The sequence below is a fragment of the Burkholderia puraquae genome (assembly GCF_002099195.1).
GTDB lineage: Bacteria > Pseudomonadota > Gammaproteobacteria > Burkholderiales > Burkholderiaceae > Burkholderia > Burkholderia puraquae.
The window spans coordinates 27,123-49,118 of the sequence record NZ_NBYX01000025.1; the positions used below are offsets into that span (position 1 = coordinate 27,123).

The window sequence follows — 21,996 nt, forward strand, 5'->3', positions numbered from 1 at the left end:
TCGTGACGGCGTTCCGGGCCCTGCGGTCAATGATTGTCAAATTGTCCGGGAAAACATTGCTGCAATGCAACAATGGCAGCCCGATAGTCGGCCGCGCCCGTCACCGCACTGACCACCGCGACACTGCCGACGCCCGTCGCCAGCACGGCCGGCAGCGCGTCGAGCCCCACTCCGCCGATCGCGACGAGCGGCGCCCGCGCGCCCGCGAAGCGCGCATAGCGGGTGATCCGCGCAAGGCCCTGCGGCGGCGCGGCAACCGCCTTGGTCGCGGTCGCATACACGGGCCCGAGCGCGAGGTAGCTCGGGCGTTCGTGCAGCGCCCGCAACATTTCGTAATAACCGTGGCTCGAAAGTCCGAGCCGCAGGCCCGCGCGCGCGATCGCGGCCAGGTCAGCCGTTTCGAGGTCTTCCTGGCCCAGATGAACGCCGTACGCCCCCTCTTCTGCAGCGATCTTCCAGTGATCGTTGATGAACACGCGCGCATCCGGATAGCGACGCCCGGCCGCGACCGCGCGCACGATTTCCCGCCGCACTGTGTCCGGCGTTGCGCCTTTCACACGCAGTTGCACGGTCCGCACACCGCAATCGAGCACGCGCTCGACCCATTCGGCGTCCGGCACGACCGGATAAAGACCGAGTTGTGCGGGGCACGGCGCGAACGCTGGTTCGGGCGCGGCCGACAGCCCGGCGACACGCGGGAACCGCGCGGCGTCGACCGGCCACGCGTCGGCGGCATGCGTTTCGTCGCCGTCGCGCCAGGCCAGCGCCAGCACCAGCGCGTCGACCGGTGCGAAGCCGCAATCGAGGAACGCGGCGAGCGCGGCGATCCAGTCGTCCCCGAGCGGATGCGCGGCGTCGAGCGCGTAGCGCGCGCCCGCCGTGTGCAGCACCGCGCCCTGCTCGTCGAATTCGATCGCGACCGCGCCCGGCGCCGCGGGCCGCGACGCAGCCGACGCGCGCGCCTGCCCGACGCGGTCGCCGGCCGATACGATCAGCACGTCGCCATCGGCTGGCACATCGGGCACCGCGACGCAGAGCCGCCACGGCGCCGCGCCGCCCGGCCAGTCACCGAGCCGCGCCCGAATCCGTTCGGCCGCTTCGGCCAGTTCGTCGGCCGGCGGCCAGAATGCCTCGGCGAAACGCGCGCTCATGCGCCGCCCCCGTCCTGGTGCCAGAACGGCATCCCGACTACCGGGGTGCTTGCGTGCGCGGTCTCGCGCGCGTCCATCGGCCCGGCGAGATACGCGGCACGGCCGGCCTCGACGCCCTGCGCAAACGCACGCGCCATGATCTCGGGGTGCGTGGCCTGCGACACGGCGGTATTCAGCAGCACGCCGTCGAAGCCCCACTCCATCACCTGGCACGCATGCGACGGCACGCCGAGCCCCGCGTCGACGATCAGCGGCACGTCGGGCAGCCGCTCGCGCAGCACGCGCAGGCCGTACGGGTTCACGACCCCCTTGCCGGTGCCGATCGGCGCACCCCACGGCATCAGCGCCTCGCAGCCGGCGTCGAGCAGGCGCCGGCCGATCACCAGATCCTCGGTGCAGTACGGCAGCACCTTGAAACCGTCCTTGACCAGTTGCGCGGCCGCCTCGATCAGGCCGACCGGGTCGGGCTGCAGCGTGTAGTCGTCGCCGATCAGTTCGAGCTTGATCCAGTCGGTGCCGAATACCTCGCGCGCCATGTGCGCGGTCGTCACGGCTTCGGCGACGGTCTGGCAGCCGGCCGTATTCGGCAGCAGCGGTACCGCGTGGCGCTTGAGCAGGTCGAAGAAGCCGGCTTCGGCCGTACCGCCCGTCATCTGGCGGCGCAGCGCGACCGTCACCATCCCCGGCCGCGACGCGGCGATCGAATCGGACAGCGACTGCAGCGACGGATAGCGCGACGTGCCGATCAGCACGCGGCTTGCGAAGGTTTCGCCGTACAGCGTCAACGCGTCGGCGGAGGTGAGGGACGTCATGTCGTTTTCCTGGAGAGCGGGGACGAACCGGCGGCGCTCAGCCGCCCGCGACGGGGTGTACGACGTCGAGCTTGTCGCCCGCCGCGAGTGCGCGCGCCGCGTGCTGCGTGCGCGCGACGAAATTGCCGTTCAGCGCGACCGCATACGGCGGACGCGCGCCGTACGCGGCGAGCGCGTCGGCCACCGTTGCGCCGTCGGGCAACGTCAGGGGCTGTTGGTTGATCTGGATATCCATGAGGCTTCGTCGAATTCGGTCGGCAATGCGCGTCAGGCCGGCTGGCGCGCGTCGTTGCGGTGATGAAGGAGCGTCGGCCAGCGCGCGGCGTCGCGCCACGCGGCGAACGCGTCGGCATCGCCGAACGCGCCGCCGAGCGCGGCTTCGGCGACCGCGACCGCCGCGTGCGCGACTTCCGGCGCGATCATGAAGCCGTGCCGGTACAGGCCGTTGACGGCGAGCGTCGACGCGCCGTCCCAGATCACCGCCGGGCGATGATCGGGCAGCGTCGGCCGGCACTGCGCATTGAGTTCGAGGATGCGCGCCTCGCCGAACGCCGGATGCACGGAGAACGCCGCGCTCAGCAGTTCGAGCGCGGAGCGCACGCTGACAGGCGACATGTCCTCGCCCTCCACCTCGGTCGCGCCGATCACGTAGAGATCGTCCTGCTTCGGCGCGATGTACAGCGGATAGCGCGGATGCAGCAGCCGCACCGGCCGGGTGAGCCCGATGCCGGGCGCGCGCACACGCGCGACTTCGCCGCGGATGCCGCGCAACGCGGGCAGCGCAGGTTTCGCGCCGAGCCCGCGGCAATCGATGGTGAAACGGGCGGCCGGCAGGTTCGCATCGTCGATCGTGACGTGCCAGTGCAGGTCGACGCCGCGCTCGGCGAGGCCGGCCGCGAGCGCGCGCAGCGCCTGGCGATTGTCGAGCTGCCCTTCGTTCGGCAGCAGCAGCCCACGCGCGAAACGGCCCGCGAGCACCGGCTCGGCCGCGTCGACCTGCGCGCCGGCGAGCGTCACGAAACCGCCGTCGAACAGGTCGGCCGGCGCGTTCGCGCGCACGCGCCGCTCGAACAGCGGCGCCTCCGCGCGATCCGCGTGATGCCACACGACGAGCGTGCCGTGATGCTGGAAGAAGACGGGTTCGGGCAGTTCGGCGAGCCACTGCGGCCAGCGCGCGAGCGACGCGGCGCCCAGCTCGGTGATCAGCAGCTCCGCGCTCGCCGCTTCCGCGAGCGGCGCGAGCATCGCGGCCGCGATCCACGCGGCCGACTGTTCGCCGTCCGGGCCGCCACGCTCGTAGAGCGCGACGCGATGCCCGTCGCCTGCAAGCCGCCACGCGATCAGGCGGCCGACGAGGCCGCCGCCAAGCACCGCGAAATCGGGTCGGGAATCCCGGACGTTCATCGCGCGCCCTCCGCGCGAGCGCGCACGACGAACGTCGACACGCACGCGCCGCCGCGTGCGAACACACGCGGCATCGAGCCGGGAACCATGCAAAAGACTGAAGATTGTGCGGTCATCATTCCTTCCGTAACGCGCAACGCGCGTACCCAAAAGGACGAAACCGGCAGCAAAGGCCGGCCGGGCGGAACAAGGGCGCTGACCATGTGGGATGGCAGCCAGCGCGGCCCGGCGGGTTCAGAAACTTCCCTCGCCGGTATTACCCGGATCGGGTGCAAAGGGTTTTTCTCAGCCTCGCCGCGCTGCCCGGAACATCCGCCGGCCACGCCACGAAGCACCCCTGTTTCGTCGTCGGCCATTAGACCATAAAAGCGGAAAGCGCCGCAAACTGTCCCCTTGCGGCAAATTCGCCGTCGTGCCGCGCCGCTCTGGCACAATGCCCGCAGGCCGGCCGCGCGAGCGGCCGGTTGCCGCGTCACCGCCGGCCTTAAGTGCCGTTTAAGACGCGCGGGCGACCATCCGGACGCCCGCCGTCAGTCGGCGCCGCGTCCCGGCATGCCGTATCGCGGCGCGCGCCCGGCTTCGCCCGGCCCGCGCGCCGGCTACTCATCAGGAAGCACATGACCCAATCGATCGATCCCGTCCGCTCCGCCTCCGACGCGCCGCAGGACGAGCGCCCGGTATCCGCATGGAGCCTCATCAAGCCCTACTGGGTGTCGTCCGAATGGAAAATCGCGTGGGGCCTGCTGGTCACGATCATCGCGATCAACCTCTGCGTGGTCTGGATCAATGTCCGGCTGAACAAGTGGAACGCGGAGTTCTACAACGCGCTGCAGTCGAAGGACGTCCACGATTTCCCGAACCTGCTGATGCAGTTCTCCGCGCTCGCGTTCGCCTTCATCATCCTTGCCGTGTACGGCCGCTACCTGCGGCAGATGCTCGGCTTCCGCTGGCGCCAGTGGCTCACCGACCGCTTTCTCGGCCAGTGGCTCGGCGATCGCGCGTTCTACCGGATCGAGCGTGACCGTCTCGCCGACAACCCCGACCAGCGGATCACCGACGACCTCCAGTCGTTCGCGACGACCACGCTCGCGCTGTCGCTCGACCTGCTGTCGACGGTCGTCACGCTCGTGTCGTTCATCACGATCCTGTGGTCGCTCGCCGGCGCGCTGACGTTCACGCTCGGCGCGACGCCGATCTCGATTCCCGGCTACATGGTGTGGGCGGCCGCGCTGTACGCGGTGGTCGGCTCGCTGATCATCCAGAAGGTCGGCCATCCGCTCGTGTCGATCAACTACCAGCAGCAGCGCGTCGAGGCCGACTTCCGCTTCGGGCTGATCCGCGTGCGCGAGAACGCCGAGCAGATCGCGTTCTACGAAGGCGAGAAGACCGAGACCGGCAATGCGCAGAACCTCTTCATGCGCATCCGCGACAACTGGTGGCGCGTGATGAAGTACACGAAGCGGCTCACGTTCGTGCTGAGCTTCTACGGGCAGATCGCGATCATCTTCCCGCTCGTCGTCGCTGCGCCGCGCTATTTCGCGGGCGCATTCTCGTTCGGCGTGCTGATGCAGATCTCGTCCGCGTTCGGCACCGTCAGCGATTCGTTCTCGTGGTTCATCAACAGTTACTCGACCCTCGTCGAATGGCGCGCCACCGTCAACCGTCTGCGCGAATTCAAGCGCGTGATGGGCACGTCGCACCTGAAGGAAAGCCTGTCGCCCGCGACCGAGCACGGCGGCATCAACCTGCACTACGTCGACGCCGCCAGGCTGTCGACGTCGTCGCTCAAGCTTGCGCTGCCGAACGGCAACGCACTCGCGAACATCGGCAGCGTCACGATCGAGCCCGGCTCGCGCTGGCTCGTGATCGGCAAGTCGGGTTCCGGCAAGAGCACGTTCATGCGCGCGCTCGCGGGCCTGTGGCCGTTCGGCGACGGCGCGATCGATGCGCCGGTCGGCGCGCGGATGATGTTCGTGCCGCAGACGAGCTACCTGCCGATCGGCACGCTGAAGGCCGCGCTCACCTATCCGGCGACGCCCGACACGTTCAGCGACGAAGCCTGCCGCGACGCGCTGCGTGCCTGCCGCCTCGAGGATTACGTCGAACGCCTCGACGAGACCGCGCACTGGACCCGCGTGCTGTCGCCGGGCGAGCAGCAGCGTCTTGCCGGCGCACGCGTGCTGCTGCACAAGCCCGACTTCTTGTTCCTCGACGAAGCGACGAGCGCGCTCGACGCCGACAACGAAGCACGCCTGTACCACCTGTTCGCCGAGCGGTTGCCGAAGGCCGCGATCGTCAGCATCGCGCACCGCGAGTCGCTGGCCGCGTTCCACGTCGGCACGATCAACGTCGAGCGCGTGAACGACAGCGACAAGGTCGCGGCGTGAGCGCACGCGCCGCGCACAGCGCACGGATCGCGCTGATCACCGGCGCGGGTTCCGGGATCGGCGCGGCGCTCGCGCGGCGGCTCGCGGCGCCGGGCATGGCATTGGCGCTGCATGCGCGCGGCGCGGACGAAGCGGCACGCGCCCGGCTCGCCGATGTCGCCCACGCGTGCACGGCGGCCGGCGCGGCGTGCGTCACGCTCACCGGCGATCTCGGTGAGCCGGGCGTCGCCGCCTCGCTCGTCGATGCAGCCGCCGCGCGCTTCGGCGGGCTCGATCATCTCGTCGCCAACGCGGGCTTCGCCGCCCGACAATCCTTTTCCGGCCTTTCCGCGGACGTGCTCGCGTCCGCATTCGCGGCGATGCCCGGCGCATTCTCCGCACTCGCGAGCCGCGCGCGGCCGCTGCTCGACGCGTCGGCCGCACCGCGGATCGTCGCGGTCAGTTCGTTCGTCGCACACCGCTACCGCGCTGACGCGCCGTTCGCGGCCACCGCCGCTGCGAAGGCCGCGCTCGAATCGCTCGTGCGCACCGCCGCCGCCGAATTTGCCGCGCGCGGCATCACCGTCAACGCGGTCGCGCCTGGCTTCACGCGCAAGGACCACGGGCCGAGCGCCGGCAACGCCGCCGCGTGGGCGCAGGCCGAACAGGCGACACCGCTCGGCCGGATCGCCGAACCCGACGACGTCGCCGCGCTGATCGCGTTCCTGCTGTCGGACGCCGCGCGGCAGATTACCGGCCAGGTCGTTCACGTCGACGGCGGCCTGACGCTCTGAAGCGGCGCCGGCCCCTCCTTCCCGCTTCCCCCGCCTTCCCGCACGAACCTGCACCCGCCTTTTTGGCTGGCCGCCGCGCGACCGTAAAATAACCGCCACGCGGCAGCGCGAGACAGCACAAGACAAGAGGGGGCGGCAAGCATGCAGGCATTCCAGTGGTTCAACGAACTGTCGACGCGCGAGCGCAAGACGCTGTACGCCGGCTTCGGCGGCTACGCGGTCGATGCGTTCGACTTCATGATCTATTCGTTCCTGATTCCGACGCTGATCGCCACCTGGGGCATGACGAAGAGCGAGGCCGGGATGATCGCGACGAGCTCGCTGATCTCGTCGGCACTCGGCGGCTGGGTCGCCGGCATCCTCGCCGACCGCTACGGCCGCGTGCGCGTGCTGCAGTGGACCATCGCGACGTTCGCGCTGTTCACGTGCCTGTCCGGTTTCACGCATTCGTTCTGGCAGTTGCTCGCGACGCGCACGCTGCAGGGCTTCGGCTTCGGCGGCGAATGGTCGGTCGTGACGATCATGATGGCCGAGACAATCCGCTCGCCCGAACATCGCGCGAAAGCGGTCGGCACCGTGCAAAGCAGCTGGTCGTTCGGCTGGGGCGCGGCCGCGATCCTCTACTGGGCGTTCTTCGCGCTGCTGCCCGAGCAGGTTGCATGGCGCGCGTGCTTCTGGATCGGCATCGTGCCCGCGCTGTGGATCCTGTACATCCGCCGCAACGTCAGCGATCCCGACATCTATACCGCCACTCGCCGCGCGCGCGACGAAGGCCGCGTGTCGGGCCATTTCCTCGAGATCTTCTCGCCGCCGCACCTGCGCGCGACGCTGTTCGGCAGCGCGCTGTGCACCGGGATGCTCGGCGGCTACTATGCGATCACGACGTGGCTGCCCACCTACCTGAAGACCGTCCGCCACCTGTCCGTGTTCAACACGAGCGGCTATCTCGTCGTGCTGATCGTCGGCTCGTTCGTCGGCTATGTGGTCGGCGCGATCCTGTCCGACCGGCTCGGCCGCCGGGCGTCGTTCATCCTGTTCGCGATCGGCTCGTTCTCGCTCGGCATGGCGTACACGATGCTGCCGATCACCGACACCGCGATGCTGCTGCTCGGCTTCCCGCTCGGCATCGTCGTGCAGGGGATCTTCGCGGGCGTCGGCGCGTACCTGTCGGAACTGTATCCGGGTGCGATCCGCGGCTCGGGCCAGGGCTTCTGCTACAACCTCGGCCGCGGGCTCGGCTCGTTCTTCCCGATTCTCGTCGGCTCGCTGTCGCAGTCGATGTCGCTCGTGAAGGCGATCGGCCTCGTCGCGGGCGGCGGCTACCTGCTCGTGATCGTCGCCGCGCTCGTCCTGCCGGAAACGCGCGGCAAGTCGCTCGTCGACGATCCGGCTGTCGCGTCCTGAGCAACCGCTTCGTTCCGGAATCCGCATGCACGTGATCGTTCTCGGCGCCGGCGTAATCGGCGTCACCACCGCCTGGCACCTGCGCGAAGCAGGCTGCGAGGTCACCGTGATCGAACGCGAGGCCGATGTCGCGCAGGCGACGAGCCTCGGCAACGCGGGTGTGATCGCGCCCGGCTATGTGACGCCGTGGGCCGCGCCCGGGATGCCCGGCAAGATCCTCAAGTACCTGTTCAAGCCCGCGTCGCCGCTGATCTTCCGGCCGACGCTCGACACCGCGCAGTGGCGCTGGATCGCGCGCTGGCTGCGCGAATGCGAATTCGAGCGGTTTCGCGTGAACAAGCAGCGGATGCAGCGCATCGCGTATTACAGCCGCGCATGCCTGCATGCGTTTCGCGACCGTCATCCGTTCGACTACGGCGCGAGCCGAGGCTATCTGCAACTGCTGCGCGGCGCATTCGACGTCGAGATGGTGCAGCCCGCGCTGAAGGTGCTGCGCGACGCCGGCATCGCGTTTCGCGAACTCGACGCGGCCGGCTGCACGGCGGTCGAACCGGGCTTGCGCTGGGCGCGGCAGGCACCCGTCGGCGGCATCTACCTGCCCGACGACGAAGCCGGCGACTGCGCACGCTTCACGCGCGAACTGCGGGCGCTGTGCGAAGCCAACGGCGTGACGTTCCGCTTTCGCACGGAAGTGCGGGGGCTCGACGTTGAAGCCGGCCAGGTGCGCGGCGTGCGGATCGCCGAGAACGGCGATGAGGATGGCGATACGCAGGATCGGGCGAGATCGAATCGGCTCGCATCGAACGCCGGCGGCAAGCACCGCGACGCGCAGATCGCCGCCGACGCGATCGTCGTCGCGCTCGGCGTCGACAGCGCCGGCCTGCTGCGGCCGCACGGCATCGACGTGCCGCTGTATCCGGTGAAGGGCTACTCGGCGACGCTCGCCGTCGGCGACGACGAAAAAGCGCCGCGCGCCGCGCTGATGGACGAATCGCTGAAGACGGCGATCACGCGTTTCGGCCCGACACTGCGCGTCGCCGGTACCGCGGAACTCGGCAACCGGCACGCAGCGCTGCGCCAGCAGGCGCTCGATACGCTGATGAAGGTGCTCGACGACTGGTTCCCTCACGCGGCCGATCGCGCATCGGCGCGCTTCTGGGTCGGCCGCCGGCCGATGACGCCCGACGGGCCGCCGCTGCTCGGCGCGAGCGGCATCGGCGGGCTTTGGCTCAACGTCGGCCACGGCTCGACGGGCTGGGCGATGTCGATGGGTTCGGGGAAAGTGCTGGCGGATCTCGTCACGGGGCGAGAACCGGAGATCGACCTGTCGGGGTTGACGCTCGCGCGCTACGGGTAGCAGGCCGGACCTCGGGCGACTTCGCCGAAGCGATGCAGCGGCACGCCCGCATGCGGCATGACAACGATGGCGGCGGGCAATCGCCAGGCCTCGCCGGAACGGCTCAATCCGCCGCCTCACCGTCCGCCCGCGCGATTGGCGCGGACACGATCGGCCGGTGCGACACGCCTTCGTGCGACAACCGGCTTTCGAACAGCGTGAGCGCGTCGAACCGCAGCGCGACCGGCCGCTTCACCGCACCGCCGTGCGCCGGTTGACCGACCGCATCGTGCGGCAGCCGCGCGAGCGTCACGTGCGGACGGAACGGCCGCCGGTCAGCCGCCACGCCGAGTTCGCGCAGCTTCGCCGACAGCGCGACATTCAACGCCGCACACGCCGGCTCGGCAGCCAGCTCCGCGACGATCAGCCGCGCGCGCGGCAGGCTCGGCCACCACGCGATCCGTTCGACCGGCATCAACGGCAGCGCATGCGCGGCCGCGAGCGCCGGCAGGCACGCGGCCAGCGCATCGCAACGCGCCCGTTCGATCGCGCCGACGAACGCGAGCGTCACATGCAGTTGCGCGGGCAGCGGACGCCGCGCGCCCCGGGTAACCGGCAACGCGTGCAGCGCGTCGCGCGATGCCGCATCGGGCATCAGCGCGACGAACACTCGCAGCCGGTCGCCGTTCATGACTCGCGCACCACCGCACGCGGCACGCTTGCGGCATCGGCCGCTGCCGGACGCTGCGGCAGCGGGCCGTGCTCGCCCCACACGTCGGTCGGCAGCACGTTCGCGAGTGCCGGAATCGTGTTGCGCGTGAACACCGGATCGGCAATGCCTTGCGCGCGCTGGCGGCGATAGTCGCGCCATGCCGCGTGTGCGTACTTGCCGAGCGCGAGGATCGCGATCAGGTTGATGATCGCCATCAGCCCCATGCTCGTATCGGCCATCGCCCACACGAGCGGCAGTTGCCCGACGCTGCCGAACATCACCATCCCGAGCACCGCGACGCGAAACAACGGCAGCACGCCGCGCCGCTTCGTGATGAATTCGACGTTGCCTTCCGCATACGCGTAGTTGCCGATCACCGACGAGTACGCGAAGAAGAAGATCGCGAACGCCATGTAGATGCCGCCCCAGTCGCCGACGTGGCTCGCGATCGAGCGCTGCGTGAGTGCCGCGCCTTCCATGCCGGTGCCCAGCTCGTACTGGCCCGACAGCAGGATCACGAAAGCGGTCGCGCTGCAGATCACGATCGTGTCGACGAACACGCCGAGCATCTGGATCAGCCCCTGCACGACCGGATGCCGCGTGCTGGCGGTCGCCGCCGCATTCGGCGCGCTGCCCATGCCGGCCTCGTTCGAGAACAGCCCGCGCTTCACGCCCATCGCGACCGCCTGGCTGACCGCATAGCCGGTCAGGCCGCCCGCCGCCTGCTCCAGCCCGAACGCGCTCTTCACGATCAGCGCGATCACACCCGGCACCAGCGCGATATGCGTCGCGACCGCATAGACCGCGAGCGCGAGGTAGCCGATTGCCATCAGCGGCACGATCACCTGCGCGACCGCCGCGATCCGGCGGATCCCGCCGAAGATGATCGGTGCGGTCAGCAGCACGAGCCCGAGACCGACGCTCGCTCGGCTCCAGCCGAACGACGTGTCGAACGCATCCGCGATCGCGTTGGCCTGCACCGCATTGAACACGAAGCCGAACGCGAGGATCAGCGACAGCGAGAACAGCACGCCGAAGCCGCGCGAGCGCAGGCCCGTCTGGATGTAGTACGCGGGGCCGCCGCGATAGCTGCCGTCCGGGTGCGACACCTTGAAGATCTGCGCGAGCGTCGCCTCGACGAACGCGGACGACATCCCGACCAGCGCCGTCATCCACATCCAGAAGATCGCGCCCGGCCCACCGACCGTCAGCGCGACCGCGACGCCAGCGATGTTGCCGGTGCCGACGCGGCTCGCGAGCCCGGTCGCGAACGCCTGGAACGACGAGATGCTGCCCGGCTCGCCCTTGCTGCCGACCAGCTTCACGCTGAGGAACAGCGCCTTCAGCTGGATCATCCGGAACCGCAGCGTGAACCACGCGCCCACGCCGAGCAGCAGCGCGATCAGCACGTAGTTCCACAACACGCCGTTGACGGCGTCGATCAGCCCTTGCACGAGTGCTTCCATCCAGAGTCCTTGTAAATGGGGTAAGTCATATTCGGCTGCCACGCGGACGCGGCTGGAGGAGCGACATGATATGACATTTTCCAAGCATCATTACAAAATGAAAGGAAACGGGATCGCGGAAAATCGACGTCCGATGTGATCAGGTTAGGCGACGCTTCGGGGAGATGATGAGGGTTGGAGGCCGTCGCGAACTCGCGCGGCCGATATTGGAGGCCGACGCCGGCGGCACCTGCGGGCGCCGGCCATAAAAAAAACCGGGCGCCCTTTCGGACGCCCGGCTGATACAGCAGTGGCCCGCGAACCGCGCTTATCGCGGCAGGTTCGAGTGCCCCATCAGGTACGCATCGACCGAGCGCGCGCACTGGCGGCCTTCGCGGATCGCCCACACCACGAGCGACTGGCCGCGGCGCATGTCGCCCGCCGCGAACACCTTGTCGACCGACGTGTAGTACGAACGATCGCCTTCGGTCGCCGCGCGCGCATTGCCGCGCGCATCCTTCGCGACGCCGAATGCGTCGAGCACGGGCGCTGCCGGCTGCGTGAAGCCCATCGCGAGCAGCACGAGGTCGGCCTTCATCTCGAATTCGGAGCCCGGCACTTCCTGCATCTTGCCGTCCTTCCACTCGACGCGCACCGCGATCAGCTTCTCGACCTTGCCGTTCTTGCCTTCGAGACGCTTCGTCGCCACGGCCCAGTCGCGCTCGCAGCCTTCCTCGTGCGACGACGACGTGCGCAGCTTGATCGGCCAGTACGGCCACACGAGCGGCTTGTTCTCTTCTTCCGGCGGCTGCGGCAGCAGCTCGAACTGCGTGACCTGCTTCGCGCCGTGACGGTTCGACGTGCCGACGCAGTCCGAACCCGTGTCACCGCCGCCGATCACGATCACGTGCTTGCCCTTCGCGAGCAGCTGGTCGACGAGCTTGTCGCCCGCGTTCACGCGGTTTTGCTGCGGCAGGAAATCCATCGCGTAATGAACGCCCGCGAGTTCGCGGCCCGGCACCGGCAGGTCGCGCGGCGTTTCCGAACCGCCCGCGATCACGACCGCGTCGAATTCTTCCTTCAGCTGCTCCGGCGAAATGGTTTCCTTCGCGAGGCTGCCGATCGACTCGGGCAGCGGATCCTTGCCGATGAACACGCTGGTGCGGAACGTCACGCCTTCCGCTTCCATCTGGCGCATGCGGCGGTCGATCAGCCACTTCTCGAGCTTGAAGTCGGGGATCCCGTAACGCAGCAGGCCGCCGACGCGGTCGTTCTTCTCGAACACCGTCACGTCGTGGCCCGCGCGCGCAAGTTGCTGCGCGGCGGCGAGGCCTGCAGGGCCCGAACCGACGACTGCGACCTTCTTGCCCGTCTTGTGCTCGGGCGGCAGCGGCTTCACCCAGCCTTCCGCCCAGGCCTTGTCGATGATCGCGTGCTCGATCGACTTGATGCCGACCGGATCGTCGTTGATCCCGAGCGTGCACGCCGCTTCACACGGCGCCGGGCAGATACGGCCCGTGAATTCCGGGAAGTTGTTGGTCGAATGCAGGACTTCGATCGCCTGCTGCCAGTCCTGGCGGTAAACGAGATCGTTGAAGTCCGGGATGACGTTGTTGACCGGGCAGCCGTTGTTGCAGAACGGGATGCCGCAATCCATGCAGCGCGCGCCCTGGACCTTCGCGTCCGCGTCGGTCAGTGCCGCGACGAATTCCTTGTAGTGCTTCACGCGCGTGAGCGGTGCTTCGTACGCCTCGTGGCGGCGTTCGAACTCCAGAAAACCGGTTGCCTTGCCCATAAGGTGCTCTTCTGTTCGGTGTATCGGGTGGGGGAGCCGCGCGCAGCAGTCCTGCGCGCGCGGCATTCTCGCTATGTCGTTCGTCGCTCAGGCGGCCAGCACTTCCTTCGCCGCCTTCTTCGCACCGATCTCGCCCAGCGCGCGCTTGTATTCGTGCGGGAACACCTTCACGAACTGGCGGCGCGCCGCGTCCCAGTTTTCCAGCAGCGACTTCGCGCGCGGCGAACCCGTGAACTGGAAATGACGCTCGACGAGCCCCTTGAGCAGCGCTTCGTCCGTCGTGCCTGCGTGCCAGAGCGCGCGGTCGACCGTGCGCTCCTGCTCGGCCTGCTGCAGCACCGGCTCGAGCGCGACCATCGACTTGTTGCACTTCGCCGCGAACGTGCCTTCCGGATCGTAGATGTACGCGAGACCGCCCGACATGCCGGCCGCGAAGTTGCGCCCGGTCTCGCCGAGCACGACGACCGTGCCGCCCGTCATGTATTCGCAACCGTGGTCGCCCGTGCCTTCGACGACCGCCGTCGCGCCCGAGTTGCGCACGCAGAAGCGCTCGCCCGCCACGCCGCGGAAGAAGGCTTCGCCTTCGATCGCGCCGTACATCACCGTGTTGCCGCAGATGATGTTTTCCTCGGACTTGCCGCGGAAGTCGTTGGTCGGGCGGATGATGATCCGGCCGCCCGACAGGCCCTTGCCGACGTAGTCGTTGCCGTCGCCGACGAGGTCGAGCGTCACGCCCTTCGCGAGGAACGCGCCGAAGCTCTGGCCCGCCGTGCCCTTCAGCTGGATGTGCACCGCGTCGTCGGCGAGGCCGTCATGGCCGTGCTTCTTCGCGATCACGCCCGACAGCATCGCACCGACCGTCCGGTTCACGTTGCGCACCGGCTGGATGAACGACACATGCTCGCCGTTCTCGATCGCGGCCTTCGCCTTCTCGATCAGCACATGGTCGAGCGCGCGCTCGAGGCCGTGATCCTGCACGTCGACGTGACGCGGTGCGACTTCTTCGCATTCTTCCGGCTGGTAGAACACGCGCGAGAAGTCGAGGCCCTTCGCCTTCCAGTGCTCGATGCCCTTGCGGGTGTCGAGCAGGTCGGCGCGGCCGATCAGGTCGTCGAACTTCGCGACGCCGAGCTGCGCCATGATCTCGCGCACTTCCTCGGCGACGAAGAAGAAGTAGTTCACGACATGCTCGGGCTGGCCCTTGAACTTCGCACGCAGCACCGGATCCTGCGTCGCGACGCCGACCGGGCACGTGTTCAGGTGGCACTTGCGCATCATGATGCAGCCTTCGACGACGAGCGGTGCCGTCGCGAAGCCGAATTCGTCCGCGCCGAGCAGCGCGCCGATCACGACGTCGCGGCCCGTCTTCATCTGGCCGTCGGCCTGCACGCGGATGCGGCCGCGCAGGCGGTTCAGCACCAGCGTCTGCTGCGTTTCGGCAAGACCCAGTTCCCACGGCGTGCCGGCGTGCTTGACCGACGACAGCGGCGATGCGCCCGTGCCGCCGTCGTGGCCCGCGATCACGACGTGATCGGCCTTCGCCTTCGCGACACCGGCCGCGACCGTGCCCACGCCCACTTCCGACACGAGCTTCACGGAGATGCTCGCGCTCGGGTTCACGTTCTTCAGGTCGTGGATCAGCTGTGCCAGATCCTCGATCGAGTAGATGTCGTGGTGCGGCGGCGGCGAGATCAGGCCGACGCCCGGCACCGAGTAACGCAGCTTGCCGATGTATTCGGACACCTTGTGGCCCGGCAGCTGGCCGCCTTCGCCCGGCTTCGCGCCCTGCGCCATCTTGATCTGGATCTGGTCGGCCGACGCGAGGTACTCGGCGGTGACGCCGAAGCGGCCCGACGCGACCTGCTTGATCTTCGAGCGCAGCGAATCGCCGTCCTTCAACGGAATGTCGCTGACGATCTCGTCGCCGATCACCGACTTCAGCGTCTCACCCGACTTGATCGGAATGCCGCGCAGTTCGTTGCGATAACGCTTCTCGTCCTCGCCGCCTTCGCCGGTGTTCGACTTGCCACCGATCCGGTTCATCGCGACCGCGAGCGTCGCATGCGCTTCGGTGCTGATCGAACCGAGCGACATCGCGCCCGTCGCAAAGCGCTTGACGATGTCCTTCGCCGATTCGACGTCGTCGATCGGGATCGCCTTGGTCGGCTCGACCTTGAATTCGAACAGGCCACGGAACGTCATGTGACGCTTGGTCTGGTCGTTGATCAGGTGCGCGTATTCCTTGTACGTCTGGTACGAGTTGCTGCGCGTCGCGTGCTGCAGCTTCGCGATCGAATCCGGCGTCCACATGTGGTCTTCGCCGCGCACGCGGTACGCGTACTCGCCGCCCGCGTCGAGCATGTCGCGCAGCACCGGGTTGTCGCCGAACGCGTCGCGGTGCAGGCGGATCGCTTCTTCCGCCACTTCGAACAGGCCGATGCCGCCGACCTTCGACGCCGTACCCTTGAAATACTTCTCGACGAGGTCGCTCGACAGGCCGAGCGCTTCGAAGATCTGCGCGCCCGTGTACGACATGTATGTCGAGATGCCCATCTTCGACATCACCTTCTGCAGGCCCTTGCCGACCGCCTTCGTGAAGTTGTAGACGGCCTTCTCCGGCGACAGGTCGCCCGGCAGCCCTTCGGCCATCTTCGCGAGCGTTTCCATCGCGAGGTACGGGTGCACGGCTTCCGCGCCGTAGCCCGCGAGCAGCGCGAAGTGGTGCGTTTCACGCGCGGAGCCCGTCTCGACGACGAGGCCCGTGCTCGTGCGCAGCCCTTGCTGGACGAGGTGCGTATGGATCGCCGACGTGGCGAGCAGCGCCGGAATCGCGACATGCTCGGCGTCCGTCTTGCGGTCCGACACGATCAGCATGTTGTAGCCCGACTTGACCGCGTCGACGGCTTCCGCGCACAGCGACGCGAGGCGTGCCTCGATGCCTTCCTTGCCCCATGCGACCGGGTAGCAGATGTTCAACTCGTATGCGCTGAACTTGCCGCCCGTGTACTGGTCGATCGCGCGGATCTTCGCGATGTCCTTGAAGTCGAGCACCGGCTGCGACACTTCGAGACGCATCGGCGGGTTGATGTTGTTCGTGTCGAGCAGGTTCGGCTTCGGGCCGATGAACGACACGAGCGACATGACCATGTTCTCGCGGATCGGATCGATCGGCGGGTTCGTGACCTGCGCGAACAGCTGCTTGAAGTAGTGATAGAGCGTCTTGTTCTTGTTCGACATCACCGCGAGCGGCGAGTCGTTGCCCATCGAGCCGACGGCCTCCTCACCCTGCTGCGCCATCGGCGCCATCAGGAACTTCAGGTCTTCCTGCGTATAGCCGAACGCCTGCTGGCGGTCGAGCAGCGCGGCGCCCTGCGTGCGGCCGGCCGCGACGTCCTCGGCCTTCGGCTCGATCTCGTCGAGCTTGATGCGCACGGCGTCGATCCAGCTCTTGTACGGCTTCGCGTTCGCGAGGTTGTCCTTCAGCTCCTTGTCGTCGATGATGCGGCCGTGTTCCATGTCGATCAGGAACATCTTGCCCGGCTGCAGGCGCCACTTCTTGACGATCTTCGATTCGGGGATCGGCAGCGTGCCGGCTTCCGACGCCATGATGACGAGGTCGTCGTCGGTGACGATGTAGCGCGCGGGGCGCAGGCCGTTCCGGTCGAGCGTCGCGCCGATCTGGCGGCCGTCGGTGAACGCAATCGCGGCCGGGCCGTCCCACGGCTCCATCATCGCGGCGTGGTATTCGTAGAACGCGCGGCGGTTCTCGTCCATCAGCGTGTGCTGTTCCCACGCTTCCGGGATCATCATCATTACCGCGTGCACGAGCGGGTAGCCGGCCATCACCAGCAGCTCGAGACAGTTGTCGAACGAAGCCGTATCCGACTGGCCCGGGTAGATCAGCGGCCACAGCTTCGGAAGATCATCGGCGAGCACGTGCGACGCGATCGCGCCGGTACGGGCGTTCAGCCAGTTCACGTTGCCCTTCACGGTGTTGATCTCGCCGTTGTGCGCGATCATCCGGTACGGGTGAGCCAGCTCCCACGCCGGGAACGTGTTGGTCGAGAAGCGCTGGTGCACGAGCGCGAGCGCCGACACGACGCGTGCGTCCTGCAGGTCGCGGTAGTACACGCCGACCTGGCCGGCCAGCAGCAGCCCCTTGTAGACGATGGTGCGCGCCGACATCGACGGCACGAAGTATTCCTTGCCGTGCTTGAGCTTCAGCGCCTGGATGCGGTGGCTCGCCGTCTTGCGGATCACATACAGCTTCCGCTCGAGCGCGTCCGTCACCATGATGTCCTTGCCGCGGCCGATGAAGATCTGGCGGATCAGCGGCTCGCTCGCCTTCACGGTCGGCGAAATCGGCATGGCATGGTCGACCGGCACGTCGCGCCAGCCGAGCACGACCTGGCCCTCGGCCTTCACCGTCCGCTCGAGCTCCTGCTCGCACGCGAGACGCGATGCGTTTTCCTTCGGCAGGAAGATCATGCCGACCCCATATTCGCCGGCCGGCGGCAGATTCACGCCCTGCTTCGCCATTTCCTCGCGATAGAACGCGTCCGGAATCTGGATCAGGATGCCCGCGCCGTCGCCCATCAGCGGATCGGCGCCAACCGCGCCACGGTGATCGAGGTTCTCGAGGATCTTCAGACCCTGCTGAATGATCTCGTGGCTCTTCTTGCCCTTGATGTGAGCGACGAAGCCGACGCCGCAGGCGTCGTGTTCGTTTTGCGGGTCATACAGACCTTGTGCGGCGGGCACCGCGGCGAGCGGCTGCTGGTGGTCGTTCATGGGGACACCGTCGTAAAGGGGGCCTGGAGGCCGTTGAACCATTTTCTTGTTGCCGTCGATCCCGCTCCCGACGGGAGACGGCGCGGCCGACCGTGGATGGGCATGCTTCGCCCGGGCCACCGGAATTCGGAATATACGCGACGAATCAAAGGAATAGCAACAAAAACCGTTTGATCGATCCCCATTTAAATGAATGCCTTGATCTGGTGCCGTTTTATTGGGGCCGTATCATTTTGGTGCAAAAAGAAGCGACGCCCGCAGCGCCGCCTCCTGAACCGCCGCTCCTGCATTACTGCTGGATCGGCGGCGTATTTTCACGCACCTTTCTGGGGCGTCCGCGCGGCAGCGGCGATACGCGCCGGTTCGCGGTGCGCGCCGCCCACTCGCGATAATTCTCGCCGCCGAGCACCCAGCCCTTCAACGTCGCTTGCTGCAGCTGGTCGGCCTGACGCTCGTCGAGCGGCTGCTCGCACAGCTCCTTGTACGCGCGCTGGCGGTCGAACGGCGTATTGCCGAGCGCCCAGTAGAGCGGATGGTCGGTGATCAGGCTGTCGACGGTGAGCCCGACGTGGTGCCGGTAGCTCGACCAGCGATAGGCCTCGGGCGTCGCGACGAGCTGCGCGCGCACCGGGCTCATCTCGACCACGCGGCTCGCGAGCAGGAAGTAGCGCTCGCCTTCGATCACGGTCGCGCGATAGCGGCCTTCCCACAGGGTGCCGCGGCGCGAATAGCGCCGGTTGAAATGCGCGACGTAGCGACGGCCGACTGCCTGCATCGCTTTCGGCAGGCTCGCCTCGTCGCTCGGCGTCACGAGCAGTTGCACCTGGCGCGGCAGCAGCACGTAGGCATGCACCGACAGGTGATGATCGCGCGCGGCGGCCTTCAGGCAATCGATGAAGAGTTCGTAGTCCTGGTCGTCGACGAACGCGGGTTGCTGATCCAGGCCGCGCAATATCACGTGCTGCGGCTGGTCGGGAACGTAGAGTCGTGCTAACCGTGCCATGCTGAATGTCCGTTTGAACGCGTTAGGAAATACCCGGGGGTCCGAAAGTGCGCACCTGCATGGAATGCCCGTCCCAGCGGCGCGCGAAAGCGTACGGTCGTACGCAACCTAGGGAGAAAACTCTAACTTACGAGCTTGTTTGGTTTTAAACGCAGTCGTCATAATGAGCACGCCTTTGATCGGAGGAGACACAATGAAACGAAAACTGGCCATTACGGGGGCCGCGGCACTCGCATTCTCGTTGGCGGGCGCTACGGCACATGCACAATCCGCAGGTGATTTCTACGTCAGCACCGGCTGGCTGCACCTTGCGCCGCAGGACAGCAGCGACCCGCTGTTCCTCTACCGCGTTGGCGGCACGCCCATCAACCAATCGATTCCCAACACGGGCGCCGGCATCAACGACGCCGATACACTTGGGCTCGCAGCTGGCTACTTCGTCACCGACCACATCTCCACCGAGCTCGTCATGGGGATACCGCCGAAGTTCGACATTACCGGCAAGGGTCAGTTCGAAAAGTTCGGCGTACTCGGCCGTGCGTACCAGTGGAGCCCCGCCGTATTGCTTCGCTACCACTTCAACGACGCCAACGCGAAGTTCCGTCCGTATGTCGGCGTCGGCGCGACGTATGTCTGGTTCACCGGCGCAAAGATCACGAACAGCAGCTTCGAGAACGGCGTGCTCGGCGGCCCGACCAGCGCTACGACCAGCAACCAGTGGGCGCCCGTGCTCAACGCCGGCTTCACGTACAACTTCACGAAACACTGGTTCGGGGGCCTGTCGATCTCGTACATCCCGGTCAGCGTGACCGCAACCTTCACGACGGCCCGCCGAACACCGGTCGGCACCCTGACCGAAACGTCGAAAGCGAAGATCTCGCTGAACCCGATCGTCACGTACCTGAACGTCGGCTACCGCTTCTAAGCGTAGTCGAATATTTGGGGAATGGTTAATCCTGCTGCAATTTGTAGCGGATTTTTCCTGACGTAACGTCTCCACGATGCAAAACGCCCCGGCGGGAATCCCGTCGGGGCGTCGTTTTTTCGCGTCAGGCACGTTCCCGACGAAGGATTCGCCGGACGCGGTCGCAGCCGTCAGACGATGTCGATGTCGTCCAGCGCAGCGGGACCGATCAGGTCGATCCGGTCGGTGCAGACTGCGTCGACGCCCCAGCGGGCGAGTTCGCGAGCCCGTTCGAGGTCGTTCACCGTATAAGCCAGGATGCGCAGCCCGGCCGCCTTGATCGCGCGCACGAGCGGTTCGTCGAGCCGTTTGTGGTCTGCATGCAACGAAACGCAGCCGAGCGCGCCGACGACTTGCGCATGCCAGTCGTCCGGCACGGCCTCGTAGAGCATCCCGCGTGGCAGCGCAGGCGCCGTCGCGCGCGCCTGTTGCAGCGCATCGAACGAGAACGAGGACAAAAGCGGCGGGACTGCGGCATTACGCCAGTACTCGGCTGCGTCGGCCGCCACGCGCTGCCCCGTCTCGCGCTCGCGCCCCGGGCACGGCTTGATCTCGACATTGGCGGCCAGCCCGTAGGCGAGGCAGCGCGCCGCCGCCCCCTCGAGCGTCGGCATCCGCTCGCCCGCGAAGCGTGCGTTGAGCCACGCGCCCGCGTCGAGCGCGGCGAGCGCCGCATAACGCATGCCCGCCGCCGCACCCTGCCCGTTCGATGTCCGGTCGACCGTGTCGTCGTGCAGCAGGAACGTCACGTCGTCGGCCGACAGCTTCGCGTCGAACTCGACCATCCGGTGGCCTCGGCGCGCGCCCTCGTCGAGCGCCGCGAGCGTGTTCTCCGGCGCGAGCGTGCCGCCGCCGCGATGGGCGACGACGCGCGGATAGGGCCAGTCGGTACGGGTCGTCATCGTCGGTCTCTCGGCAGGTGCAGCGGGTTCAGCCGGCACGCTTGCCGGTCTCGGGATCGAAGAAATGCAGCCGGTGCGCAGGCAGCGCAGCCGCCAGCGCCGTGCCGCGCGCGGGACGGTCTGCGTGCGGCAGGCGCACCGCGACATCGTGATTGCCCCAGCGGCCGTGCGCAAGATTGTCCGCGCCGAGCAGTTCGCACGAGTCGACCGGCAGCGTCGCCTGCGCGACGCCCGGCTGCGGCGTCATGTGTTCGGGGCGCACACCGAGCACCCAGTCGCGCCCGGTGGCGATCTCCGCGCCGATGCCGGGCGCGCCGGCGACCGGCAGCGCGGGGCCGCCGCCCGCGACCGTAAACGTCGCGCCGTCGTCCGACAGCCGGCCATGCATCAGGTTCATCGCCGGCGAGCCAATGAAGCCCGCGACGAATACCGTTGCCGGCTTCTCGTACACGTCGACCGGCGCGCCGATCTGCTCCGCGTAGCCGCGGTTCATCACGATCACGCGCTGCGCGAGCGTCATCGCCTCGATCTGGTCGTGCGTCACGTAGACGCTCGTCGTCGCGAGCCGCGCATGCAGCCGCTGGATCTCGAGCCGCATCTGCACGCGCAATTTCGCGTCGAGGTTCGACAACGGCTCGTCGAACAGGAACACCGACGGCTCGCGCACGATCGCACGCCCCATCGCGACGCGTTGCCGCTGGCCGCCCGACAGCTCGCGCGGCCGCCGCGCGAGCAACGGCTCGAGCTCGAGGATCTTCGCGGCCGCAGCCACCCGCGAATCGATCGTCGCGCGCTCGATCCCGCGGATCTTCAGCCCGTAGCCCATGTTCTGCGCGACCGTCATGTGCGGGTACAGCGCATAGTTCTGGAACACCATCGCGATGTCGCGATCCTTCGGCTCCAGCGTGTTGACGACACGCTCGCCGATCGCGATCTCGCCGTCCGTCACGGATTCGAGCCCCGCGATCATCCGCAGCAACGTCGACTTGCCGCAGCCCGACGGGCCGACCAGCACGATGAATTCGCCATCGGCGATCTCCACGTCGATGCCATGCAGCACGTGCTGCTTGCCGTCGTAGGATTTCCTGACGCCCTTCAAGCTCAGCGCAGCCATTCT

Annotated in this window: 16 protein-coding genes and 1 riboswitch; of the genes, 5 read left to right on the plus strand and 11 right to left on the minus strand. The window is 67.7% G+C overall.

Features of this window, described 5'->3' with window-relative positions; translation table 11 throughout:
• Positions 1 to 26 precede the first annotated feature (26 nt).
• The 4 genes from thiE to B7G54_RS32115 are packed head-to-tail and all read right to left on the minus strand — an operon-like array spanning position 27 to position 3,367.
• Complete coding sequence (gene thiE / locus B7G54_RS32100) at positions 27 to 1,151, minus strand: thiamine phosphate synthase (RefSeq protein ID WP_085042792.1); 1,125 nt, start codon at positions 1,149 to 1,151, stop codon at positions 27 to 29.
• Positions 1,148 to 1,963 (minus strand): thiazole synthase, encoded by an 816-nt coding sequence (locus B7G54_RS32105; protein WP_021163925.1) that lies wholly within the window; start codon positions 1,961 to 1,963, stop codon positions 1,148 to 1,150. The genes thiE and B7G54_RS32105 overlap by 4 nt, the downstream gene beginning before the upstream one ends.
• Positions 1,964 to 2,000: 37 nt before the next feature.
• Positions 2,001 to 2,198 carry a sulfur carrier protein ThiS gene (gene thiS / locus B7G54_RS32110; protein ID WP_085042793.1) on the minus strand — a complete coding sequence of 66 codons (198 nt, stop codon included), beginning with the start codon at positions 2,196 to 2,198 and terminating at the stop codon, positions 2,001 to 2,003.
• Between the two features lie 32 nt (positions 2,199 to 2,230).
• Positions 2,231 to 3,367, minus strand: a complete 1,137-nt coding sequence (locus B7G54_RS32115) for an FAD-dependent oxidoreductase (RefSeq protein WP_085042794.1) — start codon at positions 3,365 to 3,367, stop codon at positions 2,231 to 2,233.
• Between the two features lie 225 nt (positions 3,368 to 3,592).
• Positions 3,593 to 3,716: riboswitch (TPP riboswitch) on the minus strand.
• 268 nt (positions 3,717 to 3,984) lie between these two features.
• Here B7G54_RS32115 and B7G54_RS32125 point away from each other — a divergent pair.
• From B7G54_RS32125 to B7G54_RS32140, 4 genes are all read left to right on the plus strand, one after another.
• A complete protein-coding gene (locus B7G54_RS32125; RefSeq protein WP_085042795.1) occupies positions 3,985 to 5,754 on the plus strand; it encodes an ABC transporter ATP-binding protein/permease in 1,770 nt (589 codons plus the stop codon).
• Entirely contained in the window at positions 5,751 to 6,527 is a 777-nt protein-coding gene (locus B7G54_RS32130) for an SDR family NAD(P)-dependent oxidoreductase (RefSeq protein WP_085042796.1), read from the plus strand. The genes B7G54_RS32125 and B7G54_RS32130 overlap by 4 nt, the downstream gene beginning before the upstream one ends.
• Before the next feature lie 141 nt (positions 6,528 to 6,668).
• Complete coding sequence (locus B7G54_RS32135; protein ID WP_085042797.1) at positions 6,669 to 7,931, plus strand: MFS transporter; 1,263 nt, start codon at positions 6,669 to 6,671, stop codon at positions 7,929 to 7,931.
• Positions 7,932 to 7,956: 25 nt separating this feature from the next.
• Positions 7,957 to 9,288 carry a D-amino acid dehydrogenase gene (locus B7G54_RS32140; RefSeq protein WP_085042798.1) on the plus strand — a complete coding sequence of 444 codons (1,332 nt, stop codon included), beginning with the start codon at positions 7,957 to 7,959 and terminating at the stop codon, positions 9,286 to 9,288.
• Between the two features lie 103 nt (positions 9,289 to 9,391).
• On the opposite strand, the gene thpR is transcribed toward B7G54_RS32140, so the two are convergent.
• The 5 genes from thpR to B7G54_RS32170 all read right to left on the minus strand — a co-directional run bounded on the left by thpR (position 9,392) and on the right by B7G54_RS32170 (position 19,013).
• A complete protein-coding gene (gene thpR / locus B7G54_RS32145) occupies positions 9,392 to 9,958 on the minus strand; it encodes an RNA 2',3'-cyclic phosphodiesterase (RefSeq protein ID WP_085042799.1) in 567 nt (188 codons plus the stop codon).
• Positions 9,955 to 11,445: an alanine/glycine:cation symporter family protein gene (locus B7G54_RS32150; protein WP_085042800.1), complete on the minus strand. Its 1,491-nt coding sequence runs from the start codon at positions 11,443 to 11,445 to the stop codon at positions 9,955 to 9,957. The genes thpR and B7G54_RS32150 overlap by 4 nt, the downstream gene beginning before the upstream one ends.
• Positions 11,446 to 11,752: 307 nt before the next feature.
• Positions 11,753 to 13,219: a glutamate synthase subunit beta gene (locus tag B7G54_RS32155; RefSeq protein WP_085042801.1), complete on the minus strand. Its 1,467-nt coding sequence runs from the start codon at positions 13,217 to 13,219 to the stop codon at positions 11,753 to 11,755.
• A gap of 87 nt (positions 13,220 to 13,306) precedes the next feature.
• Positions 13,307 to 18,010: a glutamate synthase-related protein gene (locus B7G54_RS32160; RefSeq protein WP_085042802.1), complete on the minus strand. Its 4,704-nt coding sequence runs from the start codon at positions 18,008 to 18,010 to the stop codon at positions 13,307 to 13,309.
• A 289-nt stretch (positions 18,011 to 18,299) separates the two neighbouring features.
• Entirely contained in the window at positions 18,300 to 19,013 is a 714-nt protein-coding gene (locus B7G54_RS32170; RefSeq protein ID WP_006477151.1) for a transposase, read from the minus strand.
• Positions 19,014 to 19,206: 193 nt separating this feature from the next.
• Here B7G54_RS32170 and B7G54_RS32175 point away from each other — a divergent pair, with 193 nt between their 5' ends.
• A complete protein-coding gene (locus B7G54_RS32175; protein ID WP_085042803.1) occupies positions 19,207 to 19,938 on the plus strand; it encodes an OmpW/AlkL family protein in 732 nt (243 codons plus the stop codon).
• A gap of 170 nt (positions 19,939 to 20,108) precedes the next feature.
• Here the strand turns inward: B7G54_RS32175 and ugpQ are convergent, their stop codons facing one another.
• Positions 20,109 to 20,879: a glycerophosphodiester phosphodiesterase gene (gene ugpQ / locus B7G54_RS32180; RefSeq protein WP_085042804.1), complete on the minus strand. Its 771-nt coding sequence runs from the start codon at positions 20,877 to 20,879 to the stop codon at positions 20,109 to 20,111.
• A 28-nt stretch (positions 20,880 to 20,907) separates the two neighbouring features.
• Entirely contained in the window at positions 20,908 to 21,993 is a 1,086-nt protein-coding gene (locus B7G54_RS32185) for a sn-glycerol-3-phosphate import ATP-binding protein UgpC (RefSeq protein ID WP_085042805.1), read from the minus strand.
• Positions 21,994 to 21,996 lie beyond the last annotated feature (3 nt).

Bases quoted from the DNA above. Each gene is read 5' to 3' on its own strand.
- thiE (WP_085042792.1), bottom strand. From the start codon at position 1,151: ATGAGCGCGCGTTTCGCCGAGGCATTCTGGCCGCCGGCCGACGAACTG.
- B7G54_RS32105 (WP_021163925.1), bottom strand. From the start codon at position 1,963: ATGACGTCCCTCACCTCCGCCGACGCGTTGACGCTGTACGGCGAAACC.
- thiS (WP_085042793.1), bottom strand. From the start codon at position 2,198: ATGGATATCCAGATCAACCAACAGCCCCTGACGTTGCCCGACGGCGCA.
- B7G54_RS32115 (WP_085042794.1), bottom strand. From the start codon at position 3,367: ATGAACGTCCGGGATTCCCGACCCGATTTCGCGGTGCTTGGCGGCGGC.
- B7G54_RS32125 (WP_085042795.1), top strand. From the start codon at position 3,985: ATGACCCAATCGATCGATCCCGTCCGCTCCGCCTCCGACGCGCCGCAG.
- B7G54_RS32135 (WP_085042797.1), top strand. From the start codon at position 6,669: ATGCAGGCATTCCAGTGGTTCAACGAACTGTCGACGCGCGAGCGCAAG.
- B7G54_RS32140 (WP_085042798.1), top strand. From the start codon at position 7,957: ATGCACGTGATCGTTCTCGGCGCCGGCGTAATCGGCGTCACCACCGCC.
- thpR (WP_085042799.1), bottom strand. From the start codon at position 9,958: ATGAACGGCGACCGGCTGCGAGTGTTCGTCGCGCTGATGCCCGATGCG.
- B7G54_RS32150 (WP_085042800.1), bottom strand. From the start codon at position 11,445: ATGGAAGCACTCGTGCAAGGGCTGATCGACGCCGTCAACGGCGTGTTG.
- B7G54_RS32155 (WP_085042801.1), bottom strand. From the start codon at position 13,219: ATGGGCAAGGCAACCGGTTTTCTGGAGTTCGAACGCCGCCACGAGGCG.
- B7G54_RS32160 (WP_085042802.1), bottom strand. From the start codon at position 18,010: ATGAACGACCACCAGCAGCCGCTCGCCGCGGTGCCCGCCGCACAAGGT.
- B7G54_RS32170 (WP_006477151.1), bottom strand. From the start codon at position 19,013: ATGGCACGGTTAGCACGACTCTACGTTCCCGACCAGCCGCAGCACGTG.
- B7G54_RS32175 (WP_085042803.1), top strand. From the start codon at position 19,207: ATGAAACGAAAACTGGCCATTACGGGGGCCGCGGCACTCGCATTCTCG.
- ugpQ (WP_085042804.1), bottom strand. From the start codon at position 20,879: ATGACGACCCGTACCGACTGGCCCTATCCGCGCGTCGTCGCCCATCGC.
- B7G54_RS32185 (WP_085042805.1), bottom strand. From the start codon at position 21,993: ATGGCTGCGCTGAGCTTGAAGGGCGTCAGGAAATCCTACGACGGCAAG.